General features: G+C 49.2%; 17 protein-coding genes and 3 pseudogenes. 13 read left to right on the top strand and 7 right to left on the bottom strand.

Going from position 1 to position 16587, the window contains the following annotated elements:
- Positions 1 to 385, top strand: a 385-nt coding sequence (locus E1919_RS25860) for a T9SS type A sorting domain-containing protein (RefSeq protein ID WP_162056303.1), incomplete at its 5' end; no start/stop codon positions are given.
- A gap of 92 nt (positions 386 to 477) precedes the next feature.
- Here E1919_RS25860 and E1919_RS25855 read toward each other — a convergent pair.
- Positions 478 to 795 (bottom strand): annotated as a pseudogene (locus tag E1919_RS25855) (transposase); the annotation flags it as partial.
- 93 nt (positions 796 to 888) lie between these two features.
- Here E1919_RS25855 and E1919_RS25850 point away from each other — a divergent pair.
- The 4 genes from E1919_RS25850 to E1919_RS25835 all read left to right on the top strand — a co-directional run bounded on the left by E1919_RS25850 (position 889) and on the right by E1919_RS25835 (position 5219).
- Positions 889 to 1350 carry a hypothetical protein gene (locus tag E1919_RS25850; protein WP_162056302.1) on the top strand — a complete coding sequence of 154 codons (462 nt, stop codon included), beginning with the start codon at positions 889 to 891 and terminating at the stop codon, positions 1348 to 1350.
- Between the two features lie 609 nt (positions 1351 to 1959).
- Entirely contained in the window at positions 1960 to 2634 is a 675-nt protein-coding gene (locus tag E1919_RS25845) for an erythromycin esterase family protein (protein ID WP_162056301.1), read from the top strand.
- A gap of 64 nt (positions 2635 to 2698) precedes the next feature.
- Positions 2699 to 4000: a TlpA family protein disulfide reductase gene (locus E1919_RS25840; RefSeq protein ID WP_162056300.1), complete on the top strand. Its 1302-nt coding sequence runs from the start codon at positions 2699 to 2701 to the stop codon at positions 3998 to 4000.
- Between the two features lie 253 nt (positions 4001 to 4253).
- Positions 4254 to 5219: a DUF6624 domain-containing protein gene (locus E1919_RS25835; protein WP_162056299.1), complete on the top strand. Its 966-nt coding sequence runs from the start codon at positions 4254 to 4256 to the stop codon at positions 5217 to 5219.
- A gap of 373 nt (positions 5220 to 5592) precedes the next feature.
- Here E1919_RS25835 and E1919_RS25830 read toward each other — a convergent pair whose 3' ends face one another.
- The gene (locus E1919_RS25830) at positions 5593 to 6003 is read right to left on the bottom strand and encodes a hypothetical protein (RefSeq protein WP_162056298.1); all 411 of its coding nucleotides are present in this window, start codon (positions 6001 to 6003) and stop codon (positions 5593 to 5595) included.
- Positions 6004 to 6070: 67 nt separating this feature from the next.
- Between E1919_RS25830 and E1919_RS25825 the strand changes: the two genes are divergently transcribed.
- From E1919_RS25825 to E1919_RS25810, 4 genes and pseudogenes are all read left to right on the top strand, one after another.
- Entirely contained in the window at positions 6071 to 6277 is a 207-nt protein-coding gene (locus tag E1919_RS25825; RefSeq protein WP_162056297.1) for a helix-turn-helix domain-containing protein, read from the top strand.
- Positions 6278 to 6324: 47 nt separating this feature from the next.
- Positions 6325 to 7137: pseudogene (locus E1919_RS25820) on the top strand (IS630 family transposase); the annotation flags it as partial.
- A gap of 423 nt (positions 7138 to 7560) precedes the next feature.
- On the top strand, positions 7561 to 7842 hold the full coding sequence (locus E1919_RS25815; RefSeq protein WP_162056296.1) for a hypothetical protein: 282 nt from the start codon (positions 7561 to 7563) through the stop codon (positions 7840 to 7842).
- 348 nt (positions 7843 to 8190) lie between these two features.
- Entirely contained in the window at positions 8191 to 8574 is a 384-nt protein-coding gene (locus E1919_RS25810) for a response regulator (protein WP_162056295.1), read from the top strand.
- A gap of 218 nt (positions 8575 to 8792) precedes the next feature.
- Here the strand turns inward: E1919_RS25810 and E1919_RS25805 are convergent, their stop codons facing one another.
- From E1919_RS25805 to E1919_RS25790, 4 genes are all read right to left on the bottom strand, one after another.
- Positions 8793 to 9224: a response regulator gene (locus E1919_RS25805; protein WP_162056294.1), complete on the bottom strand. Its 432-nt coding sequence runs from the start codon at positions 9222 to 9224 to the stop codon at positions 8793 to 8795.
- Between the two features lie 82 nt (positions 9225 to 9306).
- Positions 9307 to 10314, bottom strand: coding sequence for a sensor histidine kinase (locus E1919_RS25800; protein ID WP_162056293.1), 1008 nt, complete (start codon positions 10312 to 10314; stop codon positions 9307 to 9309).
- On the bottom strand, positions 10229 to 12061 hold the full coding sequence (locus tag E1919_RS25795; RefSeq protein WP_162056292.1) for a PAS domain-containing protein: 1833 nt from the start codon (positions 12059 to 12061) through the stop codon (positions 10229 to 10231). Before E1919_RS25795 ends, E1919_RS25800 begins: the two co-directional genes overlap by 86 nt.
- A gap of 147 nt (positions 12062 to 12208) precedes the next feature.
- Positions 12209 to 12568, bottom strand: coding sequence for a hypothetical protein (locus E1919_RS25790; protein WP_162056291.1), 360 nt, complete (start codon positions 12566 to 12568; stop codon positions 12209 to 12211).
- A gap of 407 nt (positions 12569 to 12975) precedes the next feature.
- On the opposite strand from E1919_RS25790, the gene E1919_RS25785 reads away from it, so the two are divergent.
- Complete coding sequence (locus E1919_RS25785; protein ID WP_162056290.1) at positions 12976 to 13377, top strand: hypothetical protein; 402 nt, start codon at positions 12976 to 12978, stop codon at positions 13375 to 13377.
- A gap of 334 nt (positions 13378 to 13711) precedes the next feature.
- Here the strand turns inward: E1919_RS25785 and E1919_RS25780 are convergent, their stop codons facing one another.
- A complete protein-coding gene (locus E1919_RS25780; RefSeq protein WP_162056289.1) occupies positions 13712 to 14848 on the bottom strand; it encodes a DUF3800 domain-containing protein in 1137 nt (378 codons plus the stop codon).
- 207 nt (positions 14849 to 15055) lie between these two features.
- Between E1919_RS25780 and E1919_RS25775 the strand changes: the two genes are divergently transcribed.
- The 3 genes and pseudogenes from E1919_RS25775 to E1919_RS28310 form a co-directional block, all read left to right on the top strand.
- A complete protein-coding gene (locus E1919_RS25775) occupies positions 15056 to 15727 on the top strand; it encodes a recombinase family protein (protein WP_162056288.1) in 672 nt (223 codons plus the stop codon).
- 48 nt (positions 15728 to 15775) lie between these two features.
- On the top strand, positions 15776 to 15988 hold the full coding sequence (locus E1919_RS25770) for a recombinase family protein (RefSeq protein ID WP_162056287.1): 213 nt from the start codon (positions 15776 to 15778) through the stop codon (positions 15986 to 15988).
- A gap of 237 nt (positions 15989 to 16225) precedes the next feature.
- Positions 16226 to 16587: pseudogene (locus tag E1919_RS28310) on the top strand (IS982 family transposase); the annotation flags it as partial.

The raw sequence follows: 16587 nt of genomic DNA, 5'->3' as shown, positions 1-16587 counted from the left end.
CACGTTTAAGCCGCTGCAGGATGTTACCCGCGCTGACTTCGCCGTCGTGATCACCCGCACGTTCGAAGGCTGGAAGGCACTATCTACTGTAGACGTTTCCGGTATGCAATCTGCAGGAGCTCAGCAGAGGACACAGAGCTTCACCTACCCTAACCCGTTCTCTGAATCTACTACAATTAGCTATGCAGTTGAGCAGGATGGATTCGTAACGGTGGAGGTATTTGATATCCTGGGCAAGAAAGTGAATACAATTGTATCAGAAAGCAAGGCAGCAGGTAGCCACACCGTACAGTTTAATGGCAGCAACCTGCCAAGCGGCACCTACTTGTATCGCATCAACACTGGTGGTAAAACATATACAAACAGAATGATGATCACGAAGTAAAACATCACTTTTATGTTAAAAGGCGGCTGTCTCTCATGAGAGACAGCCGCCTTTTGTTTTTGGCAACTTCTAATCTAACGTGAACTCGGGAATTAATCCAATGTTCTGGCGGGGTTAAACCTTTTGTTTTTGTGGTCGAGAAAGGTGTAGGCGGTCAGGCCTGAGAGGATGTGGACCAGGGCGTTGAGCGGGTTTCTGTGTCGGGTGTGGTCGATGTCGCAGACGCTCATGAGGATGTCATTGACGGCCTCTATGCCTCCTCTCTTCATCAGGTTGAGCTTGTCCTTGAGCGTTAGGAGCATGTTTTTCATGTTCCTCCTTGTCTTAGCGACCAGGTGCAGGCCCTTCTCCAGGAGCTCCTCGAGCAGGGAGGAGAGGTAGCCCCTGTCCCCGTAGCACTTGCCCTTTAGCCAGATGGGGGAGTAAATCAGTTAGAACACATCCTTTCTTGTTTGTCGATAGTATATAGCCTTCAAACCATATTGTCTTACAAAAGCCTTTTTATGAAAAAGCTGTACCTGCTGCTACCTGCCTTATTATTCTTAATATTCACCTCCTGCACAGAGGAAGAAGCCCCCAGTCCTCCTGTAGAGCAGCAGATTCTAGGGGAGTGGCAGCTGACCAATGCCCGTACAGACTATTATGACGCAGACGGTATAAAGGTTCACGAGTTTGGGGGAGGAGGCACCTACACATTAAAGTTTAAAGAGAATGAGGTTATTGTGTCAGCGTACATAGGCACTACCTATGTGACAGATAGCAGCTCGTATACGATTGCAGAAGAGAACGGTAAAACCTTTGTTTACATTGACATGGCTGTAGAGCGGCCGAAACAGGAAATTGCATCAATCTCTGAATCAAGGCTTGCTCTGTCAACCGAGTTTGGCAGCAGCACCTATTATGATGATGGGAAGCAGCACACTGCTGCTAAGGCGGTATCGACACACGAATTCCGCAAAAAGTAAAGCTTGTAATGAAGCAGCATTTTATCCCTGAAGAGTATAAGCTGTGGTTGCAGATGGGGGATTACAGTTACTATCGTCAAAGCCAACAGGAGAGGTAGCTTTATCTTTCTCTTCTAAAAATGTTTGCAGTTGAGGCTCCACCGTTTGCACATGTTTTGCAGACAGAGTATCTCGTCCTGATATAGTTGAACTCAGAAAACGGGGATATTTTGAGATGGCAAGTAGGTGTTAGCTTGTTGAAGTCCAAACCTGTTTTGCCTAAATGCTAGCCGCAACGAAACCCAATGTAGAAGTGCAACGAAACGCAACATGTCTTGTCCTGATACAGGTTGACACTTGCTTTTCTCATTCAACCGCTGGAATACCAAGACAATCTTCCAGTGGGACAGCATTTATCATAATGCTTGATAAGTGAAGCCCCCTTTCCAGCCAACTGGAGGAGGTGCCGGTTTTGGTACTTTCAGGGGAGCTAAAACTATACGCGGGGTCGTGTTATTTTGACAAGAATATATAGTATATTCGGTAGTTAGATTCCGTATATACTTCTGCATTTTGGAGAATAGCAGGAGTGCAGTTCCTGCTATCCAGTAGTGGGGTGTCACTAAAAAAATGGGAAGCAAATTGATTTCATATTGCAACTTAAGAGCTTTCCTGATTCTCCTTGGCATGATTACCAAGGATGTGTTAGCTCAGGAAAATGAAGAAAAATCTGTTTGGCTCAGGCAGAACGCTATTCCCATCAGTCTTGCATCTTTCCCTGATTCTCAGGCCATAGCTTATTTTGATAAGGTGCTCGCAGACAAGCAGGTTATTCTCTTGGGTGAGCAGAATCATGGTGACGGAACTACCTTCCAACTTTACAGCAATGTGGTGAAACTGTTACACAGCAGGTACGGTTTCGAGGCAGTTGTTTTCGAGAGTGGTTTCTATGATTGCCGCAGAGCATGGAAGAGTATCAGCAATAACGAAGACCCACTTGCTGCTTTCAACAACAGCCTATTCAAGGTATGGGCTCAAAGCGAGCAAGTGCAGCCATTGTTTGACTACATAGCTCAACAGACCAATACTTCTCATCCCTTGGAAGTAAGCGGCTTTGACTGCCAGTTTACAGGTTACTACGGCAGAAAGTTCTTTCTCAATGAAGTTGACTCTCTTGTACAGGTGTTGAGTCCTGCGTACCGGGTATCAGATAAATACCGTGGCTTTAGAATAATCGGCGGCTCGGTAACAGATTATTCCTACCCGCTCCCGTTTATACGCCTACCGCTGGATAGCCAAACTTGATAAAACAAGTTTATTTTTAGTTAGCTGCTTTAAAATGTTGGACTAAGCTCTTAAATATAAAAAAATGATAATTAATACATTTTTTACTATCTCTCTTCTGCTCTGCTGTGTGTTTAACACCTTCGCACAGGGAATAACAGAGGTGCCACTAGCTCTTTCCCAAGGGTACAGCGTGTTTCATCCAGGTGTAGGGGGCATTATGGCAGAGGCCGAAGACAGCCCTTTCCGTTTGGAATTGAGAGGAATCCCGAAGAACCTTAAAAACATCACCCGGCACCAATTTAGGGTTGACGAGAAGCAGTTCTTTTACCAGCTTTTCATTGGTAAGAAGATTTCAAAAGAAATGTTTGACCAGTGGATGCAGCTCCTGAAATATGTACCCAATGATAAAGAGCTCTTCAAAGAGCCTCTGAGGGTTTCCGTCTACGCCATAGTAGGTGAGGATGAAAAGGGAAATAAAATGTGGCTTGTCGATTCAGACACAGACAGTGACTTCTCTGACGAAAAGGCACGGCCGCTTCTAATGTACTCTCAGCCTTTAAACTTTGAGAAATATAAAAGCTTTGCAGATAACGCTGTTCAGGTAAAGTATCAACGTTTACGCAATGGCAAAGTGGTTGAAGAGACGCTTCTTTTAGCCATTATTGGCATGCCAGAAGATGAGAATGTTTATTTCAATTTCCCAAGACATTACACCGCCACTATAAACGAACAGGGCAAGGCTTATGAGATTGCTATTGAAAGCGGCAGCTTTGTTTCAAAGGACTTGAATGAAGAGGATAACAAGCTGGTAGTACTAACAAATAAGGCGAGGAACACAACAGTGGACTTGTCTGTGCCTGTGCGTCCTAACCAGTACTTCTACCTGGGAGATGTTATGTACCAGTACCTGGGCGTTGATGGGAAAAAGAGTGTAGCCAGAATCAGAAAAGTCCAGCATCCTGATACGGTAAAATCAGCACAGATTGGATTCCCTACGCTTGACTTCAAGGGAAAAGACTTTAAGTCAGAGAAGGAGGTTACAACTGAGCTGTTGAAAGGGAAGTATGTTCTGTTAGATTTCTGGGCAACGTGGTGTGGTCCCTGCATAAAGGAGTTTCCAAGGCTGAAAGCCTTAACCGCCCAGTATGATAAGAGTAAGTTCGAAGTTGTAGGGATAATCGGACAATCAAAACCTGAAGACGTGGCAAAGCTAATTGAAAAGCATGGGCTCACCTGGTCACAGGTGTTGTCCGATAAGATTGTGGAACAGCACGGTGTAGTGAGCTATCCTTCTACTCTCCTTATCTCTCCAGAGGGGAAAGTGATTTATAAGGATATAAAAGGGGAAGAGCTGGAAAAAGTGCTGGCGGAACTAATCATGTAAGTATAGCAGCTAGCAAAACACATGAGGGGGTGCCTTCCTCACTTCATGCACAAAATGCTGACTCTTACTTAATATAACTTGGCTTATGAGTCCATAACGGGAGCTATAGGGATACACCACCACAGGTGGAACAGTGGGTTTTTACAGGTAAGCTGTATTTACTTTAGCCTGCTTTATACTGCCCTATATATTGCGTATATTCCTCATTCACATATGCAGGCCCTGTTAGGTGGCTGCATTACAAAAGTCATAAATGATGGGAGTGTATAAATTGGTGTTCTGCGTAATTATCATGCACCTGTTGTTGGGGCAGCAGGTTTCTTTAGGGCAGCAGGCCCCTCAGGAGTATTTTGACCTGGCAAAGAAGGCGGACTCGCTTTACCGGGCAAAGGCCTACCAAGAGGCCGCCCGCACATACACAGCCGCTTTTAAGCTAAACAACTGGAAAGGGTACGTGCCGGACCTATACAACTCAGCCCGGGCATGGGCACAGGTAAGCAACCTAGACAGCGCTTTCCGGAAACTGGACCGTGTGGTTACCTACAGCGGCATCGATGACTTCAAAAACTACCGGTCTTTCCCAACGGAGCCAGCCTTTGGCCCCCTGAAGAAGGACAAACGCTGGCAGCAACTGCTCACCAAAGCAGACACCAGGTTCAACAACCCGCTGGTGCAGCAACTGGACACCATTTTCCGGGAGGACCAGAAATACAGGCTGATGGTGGACAACGTGGCCAAGGCACACGGTTTTGAATCCAAGGAAATGCAAAGCCTGTGGCAGCGTATGGCAGCAGTAGACTCCATCAACCTGAGGAAGGTAAAGGCAATCCTGGACAAGCATGGCTGGCTTGGAGCACAGGAGGTTGGCCAGCAAGGGAACACCACCTTGTTCTTAGTTATCCAGCATGCTGACTCTGCCACGCAGGCAAAGTACTTGCCCATGATGCGGGAGGCTGTTCAAAAAGGAAACGCAAACGCCGAAAGCCTGTCTTTGCTGGAAGACCGAGTTGCTTTGAGTCAGGGGAAAAAACAGATTTATGGAAGCCAGATTGGCAGGGACCCAGAAAGCGGTGAATACTATGTATTACCACTTGAAGACCCGGGCAACGTGGATAAAAGAAGAGCTGCGGCGGGACTACAACCGCTGGCAGAATACATAAAGCGCTGGGGCATTACCTGGGATGCAGAAGAGCACAAAAAAGAAGCAAGGAGGAAATAGAGATGACTCCCACTAAAAAAGCAACAGTGCCTTATACGGAATATTACCCGTTGATTAATACTGTTTTTGAACAATTAGTTTAGTGAAAATAGCTTATCGGCTACCTCATAACGACAGTTATGTTCACCAGGACCGACTGTAGAGCAGAAGCTATCGGCAAACATACAGTCTTTGTCAAAAGCAGCCTGCATATGTTTGAAAGGGGTAATTGCTGTTTTTTGTGTTTTCTGACAGCCTGTTATGATGGGTGTTAAAATGATGTTTTTTCCTTTCTTAACTCGAGTAGTTTCCACGTCACTACTTCCTGTAATCAACGGGCCGTTAATCGAACACCCCATCCGGAAAGAACAACGGTAAAGGCGACGGTGCCGGGCTATTCCGCCCTTAGCCAGGCAATGGCGGCGGCTCTGCTGGTAAAGTTCTGAAACGCAAGCGAAGGCTTGGCTCTTTGATTCACCTGCTTCACGTATTTCTCCACCCCGCTCTCCCTGGCGGCATCGCTGGTGGCAACACGGACTACCTTTTGCAGGGATGTTTTCATCAGCTCGCGCGTGAACTGGTTCATCACAACCTTGTAGTCTTCCTGGCTGACGTCAACAATCGTCTCACTGGAGTCTATCAGGAGTCTTTTTATATTGTACTTGCCTATGGCTCCCAAAATAATATTGGAAGCTTCATAAACCCCCATCAGGGCATACCCCTGAACATCGGGCCCATCGACATAGAGCAAATCGGTGGAGGCGTCGTATTCTAGCCTTATAAATCCGTTTTCGTATAGAATCACTTCTCATATAGTCAGTGACAAAACCTGCTGCAGAACGTTAAAATAGCAGTACATACCTTTACTGGAGATGCGCAGCAAGATAGAAGAACCCGAACGTCTGGAGAAGTTTATAAACAGCTACAGCAGCTATCACTCAGACAGTAAAGCCATCGTGCTTCGATTAGTTGCTCAAATAGGCAATGTCCAGCAGGTGGCCACTCTTACAGGGGTAAGTGAGCGAACCATCTATGATTGGATAGGTGACTGGAATAAAAAAAAGAGGACGGGCTTGTAAACAGGCAGGGACAAGGAGGAGGAGCAGGCCGCCGGCTTGATGCCTCTGCACAGCAAGAGCTCAAGGCAATGCTTGCCAGCGAGCAACAGTTCTGGACGCTGGAGCAGGTCGCTTCCTTGTTAGCAGAGCGATTTGGTGTTCATTATTGCCCGCGGCATCTGCGGAGGATACTGCATGGAATGGGCATGTGCCACTATAAACCACAACCGGTAGATTACCGCCGCAGTGAAAGGGCTGAAGAGCAGTTGCAGCAACGCCTGCAGGCTACCTTTGATGCTTTGCTACTGCAGCAGATTCCTTTGGAGGCAGTAGCAATAGGACTGGCAGATGAAACGGGTACTTACTTACAGGCTAACACGGCCAGGTTATGGTCCTTCCAGAAGAAGGCCAAAAGAAGAGTGAACACAGAGAAGGTCAAACAGAACACCTTTGGCTTTTATGCACTGCAGGGACACTCACTGGCGCTGGAAATAGCTACTTCCTCTGAGGAAGAAATGCTGCGGGTTCTGCCACTAATCAGGCAGGCTCATTCAGAGTACAGGGCCATCGTCCTGTTGTGGGATAACTTGCCTGCTCATAAAACTGGGGCTGTCGAACGCCTGGCAAGAAGGCTGCAGATTTACCTGGTCAACAACCTGCCCTATGCTCCTGATTTGAACCCGATTGAGAAACTATGGAAGCAGCTGAAATACAGGATTAGCCAGAAAGGCTGGATTGCAAACAAGAGTGAACTTGAGCAAATTATCTTCTTTGAATTTGATCTGCTGGTGAACAAGATGAATTGGGCAGCCAGCTGGGTTCAGCAAGTATTGATGCCTGCGCTTCCGCAAAACTTTACAATTTCTTTCTGCAACAGGTAATGTCATTGTCTATAATATTAAAATGCGCTAATATATGTAAAGTTATATACCGAAGCAATACTCCAAGGGGTGCTGAAAATTGATTTTTTTTATTTTATAGCCCTGTTCGCTTTTACCTGATATAGTTGTGAGGTAAAAAAGCGAAATAATTTGTGCTACCTGTTGCCAAAAAGCAGGTGACGGAATGTTACTTTGTATAGTGCTTAGTATATATTATACAAATATTATATTTAAGTAATAATCTACAAACATCTCTGATATCAGCTAAAAGTTTTATCCGGGCAAAGAACAGTACAAGACTGTTTCTTTGGCAGCTGCTGCTGTTGGCTCTGGATTTATGTTACTCCACGCATATTTGTTTCCTATTGCTGTGCAGAATAGTTGTGTAACATTGAATATGCAGAACCTGAAACTGACAGCCACATGAGTATTGCAGCTACTTCTTATCGCCCAAACGTTATAGACAACAAGGTTCTGAAAAACCTTGGAAGAATCTTTACCATGGTCTCTTCTTCCCCGAAGGCAGACACTGGCTTTGAGGAAGACATGCCAAGCTTCTCTACCATAGACGGTAGTATGGTGGCTTATAGGTCAGGGGCAAATGCCGTAAACGCCGGAGCCGGAATATTTGTTGGCGGCTACTTTGTTGGTGGTGCAGATGACTATGCACTCTCTGACGAAAGCATGCCCTTCATTAAATACTGATTGCTATTCGATGCAGTGCCCGGCAGGGCTACTACTTGGTCCGCCTTTGTCGTTTACCTACCCCTGCTGCAGGAATATCCCCTTATCCCTTCCAAACTGCACCCCGTTTATAAACCGGCTCTGTTTAGCATAAAAGCAGTAATAGGAGAAACAGCCCCCACAGCCTCCTGGAGGGGGCGCTTACCGGACTTGCGCCGCTACCTGAGAGTGGGGCTCGTAGTCTTGGAAGGACAAATTACAAAGCCCTGTTCTCTCTGCCTCTCCCAAGCTGACGGAGACAATCTCCGTATAGAGGAACTGCCGTGTTGCTGTAGCGCATGGCCTGGCTGTTTAACCTGGTGTACAAGAATGGAACAAACAAAAAGAGTATTACTGGTGGATGATGATGCCGCCGCCGCATTCATAACGCAAAGGCTTCTCAGGCAATCTGGGACAGAGGTGGATTTGCTCACCGCCCGCCATGGCCGGGAAGCCCTGGATATCGTCAGGGAGAAATGTCAAAAGGAGCAGTGCCCGGAGCTGATTCTGCTCGATATCCACATGCCGGTACTGGACGGCTTCGGGTTTTTAGAGGAGCTGCAAAACTCGGCTGACCTGAACAGCGCCGCACTCCGGATCGTGCTGCTCAGCTCATCGACGCATGCCCTGGATGTGGCAAAGGCGAAGGAATACCCGGTCTTTGATTTCATCGAAAAGCCCCTTACCCTAGAGAAGCTGTCCAGGTTTTTGTGACAGGCACCTGCTGCCGGACCCTGCGCTCTGGCAGTGCCCTAAGCAGAGAGGGAGCTTGCATCCGCGCATAATGCCTCAAGGGCTCAAATCCTATAAAACTGGAGAGACTCCTCCCGAATGGAAGAAGCCTCTCCAGTATTTCCTGATATTGCTTCTGCCACGGTTATTCGGCAGCACCATTCTTAGGTTAAAGGGCTATACAGCAAACAGGCAACGCGTCAGTAGAGGATGCTTCGCAGCTTTTCCTTTGTGAGCGGCTTTTGCAGGAACGTAGCCGCCAGCTGGTTCTTGCCCCGCGCTATCTCCACCGGGTTCTGGCTGCCTGTGAGCAGCACTATCTTTGTGTCAATCAGGTTCACATGGCCGTGTTGTCCCACCTCTTTCAGAAAGTCAAAGCCGTCCATGACCGGCATGTGGATGTCAAGCAGGATAAGCTGGGGAGGCGCTGCCTTCTCCTTTGCCTCTTTCAGGATTGCCAAAGCATCCCTTCCGTTCTGTGCGCCATGGACCTGCAGGCCGCTGTCTATGCTGCTGAGCAGGCGCCTGGCCAGGAAGACACTGGTCGTGTCATCGTCAATGATGAGTATGCTCTTTATTGGCTCCATGTCGTCGGGGAAGTGTTGCTGCCTTACCAGCGGCGCAATGAACATAGAAAAGCTTGTATGTTCGCAATACCTTAAGTTTGGGGCAAAGCCTGGATTTCCAAAACATTAACAGTAGAAAATAAAATAGCTATTGCTGCCCTTTCAAGAACACCCTGAAAGTCGTCCCCTCATTCACCTTGCTTTCCACCTCAATCTTTCCTCCCGCATTCTCAACAATCTTCTTGACGATGTACAGCCCCAAACCAGAGCCCTCCACATGGTCGTGGAGGCGCTTGAACATGCCGAACACCTTGCTTTTATCCGTTAGGTCCATCCCCAGTCCGTTGTCCTGCACGGACAGCACCTGGTAGTTTTCCTGCTGATAGCAATCGATGTGTATCAACAGCGGGTGCTCGGGTGACCGATACTTCAAAGCGTTCGAAAGTAGATTATAGACCACGCTCCGGGCATTTTTGGAGGAGAAGTCGATAAGCTCGCACACCTGTATATCCACCTGGATTTCGGCATTCGCTTGCGCGATCAGGGAGTTCAGGTCCAGCTGTACCTCCCTGATTATTTGATAGAGGGCCACCTGCATGTCCTCTTCACCTGCCTCTTGCCGCTGCAGCTTTGTGATTTCCGTCAGGTCATTGACCGTACGCTTGAAACGCTCGATGGAAGCACCCATCAATTTGAACAGGTTCTCAACAGCGGGGTTTTCCCTGCTCTCAACGGAAATGTCCTCCAGGAGAGCATGCATCAGAGCCTCAATGTTGGAAATGGGAGCCCGTAGGTCATGGGAGGCTGTGTAGATGAAGTTGTCCATGTCCGCGTTGATGTGGCTTAATTTCCGGTTGCTGCTGGAGAGCTTATCGTTCGTTTCCTGCACCTGATTGTTGGATGCCCGCAGCTCTTCATTGGCCGCGGCAAGCTCCATGGCTAAGTTCTGTAGTTTCAGTTCTGCCTGTTTTATCTCCGTGATATCGATGGAGGAGCCGACATAGCCGTACAAATCACCATTCGATCGATAGCTGGGGGCGCCTTGTGAAAGCAGCCAGCGGTACTCTCCGTCATGGCGAAGAAAACGGTGCTCGTTTCGGAAGTGCCTGTGCCCCTTTGTCGCTTCTCCTATCGTATGGGTGACGCTCCAGGTCATCGGGGTGAATATAGGCTATCCAGTCATCGACAGCGAGCCTCTCGTAGGAAACACATAAAAAATCGAGCAAGGACTTATTGGCGTATTTCATGGATGAATCCGGGTTCAAGGTCCATATCAAAGTAGGAGAGGCATCGGCCATATCCCTGAATCGCTGCTCGCTATCCTTAAGCGCCTCCTGAGCCACCTTTTGCTCCGTAATGTCGGTGGCAGCCCCAAACCATTCTATGATTTCCCCCGCCTGGCTGAGTACCGGAATAGCCCTGGAGAATGTCCAGCCGATTGTGCCGTCTGCTTTAATTACGCGATGCTCCAGCTCAAAAACGCTTTTGGTCCGTATAGCCTCCCTGATGATCTCCAGTATCCTTGCCTGTTCCTCTGGCGGAAGGTTATCGTTTACCCAATTTTCGGTTGGCTTGTTTATGCTGGAAAGAAAGACCTTTCCTTCCAGCGTGTACAATTGTTTCCAGTCGGGGCTCATCCTGTACAAGGTGTCGTTGCTTGCCTGCACAAAGCTGCGGAAGCGCCGTTCACTTTCCTGAAGTTCCTGTGCGTACTCTTCAACCCTTTGCTGCGCAGTTATCAGGTCTGTTACACTGGCAGCAGTGTTCATAATGCCATACACCTTACCTGCTTCATCAAAAAGCGGTGTAAAACTATTGTTGAAATAAAACGTCTGTCGTTTATCATCCACTACCAGCTCTACTCTCTGGTTCTTTTCACTGTAGGCAATCCCTGTTGTATACACCTGGTCCAGCAGGTTAAATATCTGCTGGCTCCTAAGCTCAGGAAGAATATCTGCCAGTTTTCTGCCCATCACATCGTTGCCTTTCCCCCATGCATCAAAAACTGCCTGGTTAGCGCTTTGCACCCTCATCTCCTGGCCTACATACACAGCTATAGGAAAAGGTGCAGCTTCTATCATGGAGCGTACCTGCTGCTCGCTTTCCTCTACCTTTTTTCGGGCCAGTACCTGTTCGGTTACATCGACCGCTGCATGTATAATTCCGTTAACCTTACCTTCTTCCAAAAGGGGGGTATAGGAAAGATTGTAGTAGCCTAGCTCAAGCTTTCCACCGATATTTACATGACTTGGCACCTCATTGCCTATAAAAGGCTCACCCGTTTCCAGAACTTGATGTAAAAATCTCATCACTTGCTGGTCCTGGAGCTCAGGTAATATCTCAATCAGTTTCTTCCCAATCACCTCCTGCTTATGTTCCCTGCCCATGATGCGCAACATGGTTGGGTTTATATCCTGAAACACATGATCTTTGCCACGGGTTAAGCCAATGGCAACTGGTACCTGTTCAATCATGCTACGGAAGCGGGATTCACTTTCTTCCATTCGTTTTCGCGCCAGGACTTCAGTGGTCATGTCTTGCAGGGTGCCATTGAAGCGGTAAGCATCCCTGTCTGCATTAAACCAGGCTCTTCCCTTGGCTCTCACATGGCGTTCCTGCTTTGTAACCGGGTTGATGATGGAATATTCAATATCATACCCTCCACCGGAAGCATACTGATAAGCCCGTTCTATGGCAGACACAACACGTGCCTTGTCTTCTTCTGCAATCACAGCCACTGCTGTCTGCAAGTCCACTTCTTCGTATGCACCCAGGCCAAACCATTCCTTCAGCCTTGCATTCCCCTTTAGCTTGTTGGTAAGCGGGTTTACGTCCCAGGTAGCCAGTTCTGTTGCCTCAATGGCAAAGCTTAGTTCGTCTGAGCTCTCCTCAAGCCGTGCCATAGTAAGTACCTTCTGGGTAGATTCAATGCCGGTCACCAGCACGCCACCCGGAGTGCCTGATTCATCATGAACGGGACTGAAGCTGTAGGTCCAGTATACGTTTTCGATTTTCCCGTTCCGGTGAATCGGGATCAGCTGGTCTTCACTCTAGGCAGCCTCTCCGCCTGCCTTTACCCGCGTGATGTTGCGTTCCACCTCATGCCAGGCTTCTGCCCAGAATTCAGGCGCTGGCTTACCTAAGGATTCCGGGTGCTTGCCGTCATTGCCAAGGCTGGGGCGAAACGCATCGTTGTAAAAACAATTCAGTTCCGGACCCCAATACAGGAGCATGGGGAACTTGGAGTGAAGCATTAAGCTCAGAACAGTGCGCAGGCTTTGCGGCCAGCTGTCTGTTGGGCCAACAGCTGTTTTTGACCAGTCGAGCGAGCGAATGCGCTCACCCATTTCACCGCCTCCGGACAGGAAGTTAGAGCCGCTGTTGCTGGTTGAAGTAATAGAAGGTGTCATCAGGTTGTATAAGCAGAATCAATAAAGTCAAAAGGTAGTTTAAACAGTGACTATAAACTACCCTTCTCTCAGAGTAAACTTCATCACTGTAGCAATTACGGGTTTTATCATCACTTTTTTACGGGGTAGGCACCCGGGCCTGCAAGCCCACCCATAAAGCTTTGTGCTTTGTGAGCGTAACTGCCTGTCGGCTTTGTGTCAACCTATAGCAGGACAAGACATTCTGAAAAAAGTTGACAGTTTTTACGTTATCAATCCTATACCAGGTTGCCAGCTGTTCCTTATTCTTCAGTCCTTTACACCTTATACTGCCACCATAATCAAGGGTTCTAACACCGGCATGCCCACTTTCCCGAGTTTCGTATAATCATATTAGCATCCGATAACTCGTAAATTCAAGCTGGCTTATGAGAAAACTTGAAGATTACATGTCATGCGTTATAGACGAGGATTATTCTTTGCTTCGATGCTCCCGGATTAGCGTGGTCAACAGTGAAAGCTACAGGGAGAGCATGCTGCTAGTGGGGCAGTTTATACGAGAGCAGCGCGTCAGCTATTGGCTTTACAACACCGCTAAGTTCTATTCGCCTACCCTCAGCGACCAGGTGTGGTTAGTGGAGGTATTCTTCCCCCTACTCAAAGATACCAGCCTCCGCAAAATTGCCATTATCATGCCGGAGGATGTTTTTTTGCAGGCTGTAGCAGATAGGCTTTGCAGTCACTCAAAGCCTGTTTTCAGGGGCAGGATTGGGATGGAGGCCTTCTTTGACACAGAAAGTGCAGAGCAGTGGCTGCTAGAAGGATGCTAAGGGTATTTTCCTACTGATGCTCGGCCTATCTCCCGGCTGTTCCCGAGTCCATCTGCCCTCACTGATGTAATGCTGTCCTGGAAAAACACTCCTCTATTGCCCTTCTCACCTGGTTTGACCCTCAGTGCAACAGGTGGTGATCATTTTGTCAGGTTGTCCCGGAAAACGTGAGAATGATGGGATCGTGGAACTTCTAGCGGTACCTGCCCCTGCAGCCTGTATCGCGTCTCTTTTTGCCATCTCACAAATCAAAATCATCTATAATATTTGAGACGGCTTGATGATACGTTGCCTCTGATGAGGAATAACTATTTTATCCAAGCAGTCGCATCTATCAGGCAAGTTTCGCCAGCAGCTTTTTCAGGTTATCATATTCCGGCTGCTCCAGCACATTCAACTCCCCTCCTGTCGCAAGCTCCAGGGCCCGGTGGCACTGGCCCAGCCTGGCGAGCATGGGCTGTATCTGCTGATTGTAGTAGTTGAAGAAGTTGTAAATGTCCCTGGTGGAGCAGGGCAACTTGTAGCCTGCGCTGGAGGAGACGATGAGCACCCCCTCGTCCCGCACCGGCCCTACCACGAGTGAGCGGAAGCGGTGCTCGGTGTAGTTCTCGTACTTATAGGAGTTGAGGTGCTGCAGCAGTTCGTAGGTATGGATAAACCGGGTCCTGTAGTTGTAGGTGAACACCATCAGCAGGTACTCCACGAAAACCATCCGGCTCCGGACAACCGGGTCCTCGCTGCCCGCGTGCCGCTGGAGATACTCCCGCGCCCGCAGCTGCGCCGCCGCCGTGATGGCCTCGTCCTGTGCATCCACTGCCAAGCCCTCGGTGTCAACCGTGTAGGGCACGTACCCCTCCGGCCAGCGGATGACCCCCACGCACTTTTCAGACAGCTCCTGCTCCACATCCACCTCCGATAATCCGGCATGAAACCCATTCAGGCTTTCGCCCAGGAAGGAAGCCAGCTGCAGCAGCACGTCCTCCTCCCCTGTCGAAAAGGTAAAAGTGGCCGGGGAGAAAAGGTCCACCTGGTGGTTCTCGTGGATGTAGCGGCGGAAGCTTTCCATGAACTCCGGTGTGCCCAGCTCATTGGCCACGATGCTCAGGTCCGGGACGGTGCGGTAGAGGTTGTTGTAGATAAGCCCGGAGAGGAATTTGTAGAACGTGCCCTTGTATTGCAGCGGTGACTTCTGGTGCAGCTTGCGCTTGTCCACCAGCAGGGTGTGAAAGGAAAAGTCCAATTCCTTTATTTTCTCCAGAAGCTGCCTGTATTGTACTATTCCGTGCACATCTTCTAAAGGGAGTTTACCATCAGGAAAGTGCCGTTCCCGGATGCGGCGGAACCCCTCTTCTATTTCCCTTCTGTTTTCATCTTCCACGAGCACGACGGTAACGGAGAAGTGCGTGCTGCCAGGGCCGTCGAAGGAAAAGCCGTGCGCCCCTGCCTCCGAGACAAAACCTGTTTTTGCCATAGCGTTATCTTTTTGTTGTATTCCGGCTGAAAGGACTTTCCCGGCTGCTGCCTATAAGCTACTAATACTGTTGACAATTATCTTTTGTTTTGCTAATTAAATTAGTTTGAGCTGTTTTGTCAAGCTTTTTAAACGACCGTTTAAAAACATTGACAAGGCTGATTTTTCCGGTAACTTTGTCATGCTTTACACAAAAGGGAGAAAAAGATGCGAAACTACGTAGCCTATTACCGGGTCTCCACCAAGGGGCAGGGCCAGAGCGGCCTCGGCCTGGAGGCGCAGCGTGTCGCCGTGCGCCGCTTCGCAAAGACCGGGGAGGAAATCCTCGAAGAGTTCACCGAAATAGAGAGCGGCAAGCGCGACAGCCGCGAGCAGCTGCAGGCGGCCATCGCCCTGGCCAAATCCCGGCAGGCCACGCTCCTCATCGCCAAGCTCGACCGCCTCAGCCGCAACGCCGGCTTTATCTTCACGCTCCGCGACAGCGGCGTGGACTTTGTCTGCGCCGACATGCCTGAGGCCAACACCCTCACCATCGGCATCTTCGCCTTGCTCGCCCAGCATGAGCGCGAGCTCATCTCCCAGCGCACCCGCGCCGCCCTGCAGGCTAAGAAAGCGCAGGGTTTCCAACTGGGCTCGCCGCAGAACCTCAGCCTGGCCGCCCGACAGAAGGGGTTGGAGGTCCGTCGGCAGAACGCCTCCTCCAACAAAGCCAACCGGCAGGCCTCCCGCCTGGTGCGGATTTACCGGGAGCAGGGCTATACCTTCCAGCAGATTGCCGATGAACTCAACGGGGAGGGATACTTGACGCGCAACGGCAAGCCCTTCCGGAAAGGAACGGTGCACTACCTCTTTCACAAAGACCTCACGCCCGCCTCCTGAAAACAGCACCAACAGGCATGCTGTGTATGCTGTACCTACTCCTTCTAGATGGTGGCGTCCTTCCTGCTAAAGGCCCTGGCCAGTGATACCAACAAGCAGATTCTGGACACTATCCTCGACAAGGTGCACCGGGGCATGTCACCGCAGCAGATCGCCAGCCACCTCAACAGCATCAACCTGAAAACCATCAGGGGAAAGAAGTTCAGGACCGGCACCATCAACATGTACCTCAAGAGAGCCAGGGAGCTCCAGCTCGTCTGAAGGCCCGTGCCTTTTCACCGAGGTTCTGAAGAAGCACCATCTTCTTTACCGCTACTTCATACAGTAGTTGTACTATAGCAGGTAAATGATAGCATTTATAAAAATATAGTTGCACTAATTTGCTAAATAACGTGAACTCGGGAATTACGAGAGTTTAAAAAGGCTGTTTTAGGTAAACAAGAAGGCTAAAGGTCAGGTAGAAATATTGACTGATGTTTCACCTAATCCTTTAGCCTTATGCACTTTCTCATAGATACTACCAAGGTCGTAGAAGTGTTTTGTTTCATCGATGATTTCTGCCAGGAAGTAAAGGCTTATTTCGCTTCCCACCCCTTGCCCAAAGGACTGGCCCCCAAGCATCCGGCCGGACGCAGGCCCTCCCTTTCTGAGAGCGAGGTGCTCACCATTCTGACCCTCTACCACCTCTCGGGCTTCAAGTGCTTCGAGTACTACTATGAGCGCCTGGTGCTCGGGGAGCTCAAAAGCTTCTTCCCCCGGGCCGTCTCTTACACGCAGTTCCTCTCCCTCTCCCGCCAGGCCTGCTTCCACGCCTTCCTGCTGGCCCAGTGCCGGGCCAGCCTCTCTGAGAAAACCAGTCA

This window comes from Pontibacter pamirensis (assembly GCF_010015475.1).
Taxonomy (GTDB): domain Bacteria; phylum Bacteroidota; class Bacteroidia; order Cytophagales; family Hymenobacteraceae; genus Pontibacter; species Pontibacter pamirensis.
Note: the sequence above shows the minus strand (reverse complement) of the source record. Positions and strands in the feature narration are given on the sequence as shown.